The 5,003-nt window shown below is 44.1% G+C and carries 2 protein-coding genes; both read right to left on the reverse strand.

Features of this window, described 5'->3' with window-relative positions; all coding sequences use genetic code 11:
* The coding region (locus tag F6K49_RS34950; RefSeq protein WP_293104079.1) for an MBOAT family protein at positions 1-1,537 on the reverse strand (1,537 nt) is incomplete at its 3' end.
* 267 nt (positions 1,538-1,804) lie between these two features.
* Positions 1,805-4,924 carry a DUF1574 family protein gene (locus tag F6K49_RS34955; RefSeq protein ID WP_293104082.1) on the reverse strand — a complete coding sequence of 1,040 codons (3,120 nt, stop codon included), beginning with the start codon at positions 4,922-4,924 and terminating at the stop codon, positions 1,805-1,807.
* Between the last annotated feature and the right edge of the window lie 79 nt (positions 4,925-5,003).

Raw genomic sequence — 5,003 nt, forward strand, 5'->3', positions numbered from 1 at the left:
AAAAATCGAAATAAATGTAAGGGAGACCACTCTGAGGAGCAAACAACCAAACTACGTAGAGACCTACTGGTACCAACAACAACTTCACCGGCCAGTTGAGTTGTAATTTCAGACCCCTTCGGATAGTGTAAACCCCAGCCATTGAGGCTGCTAAGCTAACTAACAGGAGAACCACCCAGAAGCGTTCCATACCAATAGCGGTTAAGTATACTTTTTGAGCAAATTGGATATCAGCTGGGTGACCCCAGAGATTCTGAATGACTAAACTGGCTTGTTTAAGATTGGGGATGCGGAAAAATATCCAGGCAGTAAACACCATAAATTGGGTCAAAAACCAACTGACCAATACCCCTGACCAACTTTGCCACCAACGTTTTATCCCATCTCTATTTTCACAGAAAGCTTCGGTCAAGCGATGAAGAACCAACGCCAGACCATGCAAGCCACCCCAGGCTACAAATCCCCAAGCTGCTCCATGCCAGATACCAATAATGACCATTACGATGAATAGGTTAAGGCAGGTACGAGCAACCCCTTTACGGGAACCGCCCAAGGGAAAGTAGAGATAGTTACGGATCCAATCTCCTAGAGTGATGTGCCAGCGACGCCAGAAATCCGCAATGCTGATACTGAAATAGGGAAAATCAAAGTTTTCTGGAAGATTAATGCCCAGTAACACTGCACTACCACGGGCAATGTCTACATAGCCGCTGAAATCGAAATAGAGTTGTAAACCGTAGGCAAAGATAGCTAACCATAAATCTCCACTACCAGCCCGTTCTATATTGCCAAAACACAAATCAACAAAAATACCAATGTGGTCTGCTAACAGTGCCTTTTTAATCGCACCAGATGTAATCAACCAAAGTCCTTCTGTTGCTCGGTCAAAACTTGGAAATTGTAAGGTTTTCAGTTCAATAGCAAACGGATGATAACGAGTAATTGGACCAGAAATAAGTTTAGGGAAAAACAACTTATAAGCAGCAAACTGGAGGAGATTACGAGTTGCTGGAGCCCCACGATAGACATCAATGATATAAGCAATGCCCTCAAATATAAAAAACGATATTCCTAGAGTAACAATTAAGTTATCCCTAATCCAATTAGCCCCATCTTGAGCAATTGTTAAGTTTAGAATTACTGCTAAATTGGACAATATAAAAGGAATATACTTGAAGCCAAGCAAAAAGATAACATTTATTAAAATCCCTAGGATCAGTAGTCTTGAACGTCGGTTATTCCAAAAACTATCAGCCACTAGCCATTCTTCATTGGAAAGATGATAATTAGTAGCATGGGAACCAGAAACTGTATTCGTACCTAGTGCTTGTCCAAAGTAAAAATTAATTAGGGTAATCAATACCAACAGGGGAATGTATTGGATTTGTAGTGAAGCATAAAAGATTAGACTGCTAATTAATAAAACCAAAAGTTTTAGTTTGGGAGAACCTGTGGCACCTGTAGAACGTTGCACCAACCAGTAGATTCCCAAAACTGCTAGCAAGAAACAGCTGTAGGTAATCGAAATAAATGACATAAAGATAAAGGATGAAGGATGTTCGCCTGATAGCGTGTAAGCATTCAGCTATCAGCCATCAGCATATGCGCGTAGCGCATATGCTTACATATCGTTTCCGTTTGAATAGTTATAGCGGTTTGCTTGTAGGTTAAGTATAATTACGAATCTTGACTACTGACTACTGACTACTGACTACTGACTACTTGTTGTTATGGAAATTAGCGCGGGTTGCAAACCGCTATATAATTATTGGTTGTTATTCAATTTAAAATTAATAATTCATGATTAATCACTAATGACTAATGACCAAGGCATCATTGGATCTTTAGCCAACTGGTTAGAAACTTGGTAAGCACCATAGCGGTTGAGATGACTGGGGTCAGAAAAGTAGTCATATTTAGTTAGCAACATCTTATTTAAATCTCGGAAAATTAATCTCCCTTCTAAATCCAAGTTGTACATGTATCCCTGAAATTGTTTCTCATATTTGCTCCGCACTGGATCTAAATATTCTTTGGTCAGGGGTAGGTTGACCATAACGATACTAACGTCATGCTTCTGGGCAAATTCCAGCAAGTTTCTTAGGGCTTTGTCTTGCTGACCTCCTAGCTGAAAATACCGGTAATCACCATCATAAATACCGGGAACTTTAGGATGTTTCTGGTAGTAGGTAGCGGTGTTAAAACGAGTTGACAGGGGCAGGAAGCCATCAAAGTCAATTTTCCACGTTAGGGATAATTTATGTTGAGGCTTTTTGGCAGTTTTGGTTGTGTCTGGTAGGAGGAACTTTTCTAGGTCAACCAACTTTTCCCGTAACAGAGATTTGAGCTGGCTTCGTTGAGGATAAGTTAACGAAATTTTGGCTATTGACTGATTTAGCCAGTCACTGATATACTTATAACTATCATTCAAAACCTCTAGAGGTTGGTCTGTGGTATCTGTCGGTAATGGTGGTTGTTTAGTGCGGTTCGGAAAAACTCCTGCCATTAGAGCTTGGTAACCTGGTGATGCGATAATCGAGTTGTAGGTAGCATCAACTCGACCATTGTTAAAGGCTCTGACCCCATCAGCCCAAATAATCAATTTAGGCAGTTGCTCGGGAGTTAAGACGCGCCGAACCATGAAGTCTACTACCTGAGCTGTCGCACCATTAACCCCAAAGTTAAAGACGTCAATGTCAGGATAGCCCTGTTCTTCCAAGGCATCTTGCAGGGCAATGGGATCGATTCCCCGCATGGCTCTGGAACTCCCCATAATCAGTACATCAGGGATACCATTTTGAAGCAGGCGTTGTTGGTACAGAGCTAGCTTTTCATCTAACATCTGGTTATTGAATGAAGGATTCGGCGATCGCGCTGCAGCCAGCATGGCTGCCATGGTGGCATTGCCGTTTTCATTCACAATCACCATGGTATCCCCAGGAGCAGTAAATCCAGAGGTGTTGAAGTTTTCAGTCCCGAGACCCGCCCCTTTTTGCAAAGATAGTTGGGGCAAAGCAATGGGTTTGGGTGATGAGTGAGTCACTGCCTTTACTTCCGCTGACGGTGAGGCTTGAGACTGTAGGAGCTCACTAAAACGCCAATCTGTGATCAGTGTTACTAGTAATCCTGCTACGCCCCATACCATGGCTACTGCTACGCCTTGGATAGATAATTTCCCCTTTGCCTGTCTCTTGTCTGAGAAGGCTGCCATGTCTTGGTTTTCTACAGTGGGTACAAATAGCTGAGAGTAGCATAGCAAACGCTGGAGTATGTAAACTAGACCATCAACTGCCCCTTTTAAACCCTGCTTGAGATCGTCGTGGGTTAGATCAGGACGCAGTACTGGTTCCCCAGTGGGAGTTACCAAATCACTCAGGTAGGCATCGGAGGCAGCAAACTCTGGGGTAGCTTCTGGGACTAGACGCTGTCGATGAACAAAATCCACCCCATAGTTCCAGGAGGGGGAGGTAGCACCAGCCCGACGTCCATAGAGCCGCAACCCAGTAATTTCCGACATAGCCAGCTGCTCTAGGAAGCGGGTAATTTTTCGAGTGACCTGAGATTTTCGAGGACAGACTGTTGCCTCGCTCATGATGTGCAACAAGTCTTGTTTACGGCGAATTTTTACCCTGATTCCACCTGTTACCAATCGTTGGTCAATGTCGGGATTAAGTAAGCGCTCCAACAAAAAGGTCAAGGCATCGTGATGCCCTGTTTGGGCTAAGGAATAGGTGGATTCTCCTAAACTCTGGTGGTCTGCTGCTGGTAAGTTGATCCAGTGAATCCAGGCTGGGGATTCGGTTTCTGGCAGTAAGGAATTTTTGGCAACTTGACCATTGTTTCCAAAGGGGGATTTGAGAGACTCAGCTTCCTGAGACAGTAACGTTTGACTAGGGAACTGACTTGAGTCTACACCATAAATAGTTGCACCCTGGATTCCTTGAGGAGCGATTAAATCCAGTACTGAGGCAATGGCACTGACTACAGTTTCTTTTTCTGGGGCAATAGTTTTCCGGCGGTGGATGACGCTACAAAATACATGTAGGGTGCTTTCTTTAAGAATAGCCCGAACGGTTATTCCCACCGCTGCTAACCCCTGATTTAATAACCGCTGGATTGCTTCTACATCTCCCCAACGAGCCCATTCCTTGAGGACTTCTTCTGGAGGGGTCAAATCTACTCGCAGCTTCCAATCAGGAGTGGCTTCGCCACTTACCTGAAAGCAAATCACGGCATCTCGAAACCCTTGGAGTTGCAAGGAATGTAACCGGTCGATGATGGACTCAGATAGTAAGGATGGATCGGGGCTGTAGTTAGAATTACAAATTATCCAGAGCCGTCGGTTAGGGGGTGAAGGGTGAAGGTTAGTTTGTTTAAGGTTAGAACTTGCCCCGGAAAATCTTCTAGCTTTGGAATCTTGGTTTTGGATCCGGACTTTAACACTGACACCTAGGTAACTGAGGGATTCACTCAGATAACGAGCGATCGCATCTGGAGAACCAGAACGGGCAAGACTTTCGTTTGAGACAGTTAATTCCGCATCAGTGGTTATGGCATCGAAAGACGTCTGGGAAGATTGGTTATAAGCATTAGTGGCATCATCGGTCGGTAGTTTGATAGCGATTTGCTTAATCCAGTCTGGACGTTTCTGCCCCACTCGACGCCCATAAACAATTATTTGATAGATCGGGTTTGCTAAGTCTAGGGGAAACTGAACTTCTCCCTGTTGCAGTTTCAGGGCTTTGATCAGGGGGTTGATCACCTTATTGGCTTCTACTCCCTGAGGGTGTTCACAGAGAATGTGCAAATTGTTCCCTCGCAAACGGACTCGTATGGATAACCCAGGTTGCCTAATGGCACAATAAGCCCACTTGGCAAGGGAGGACGGAGGAGCTTTTGGGAGACGCTGATCGACATCCAACATCACAAATTGATTAACTGGACTGGTAACGGACGAATGATTTCTTCATATCTTAGATGCTCGCCTTGATTTAAGCACAATT

Source organism: Moorena sp. SIO3I6 (assembly GCF_010672095.1).

Bases quoted from the DNA above. Each gene is read 5' to 3' on its own strand.
- F6K49_RS34955 (WP_293104082.1), bottom strand. From the start codon at position 4,924: ATGTTGGATGTCGATCAGCGTCTCCCAAAAGCTCCTCCGTCCTCCCTT.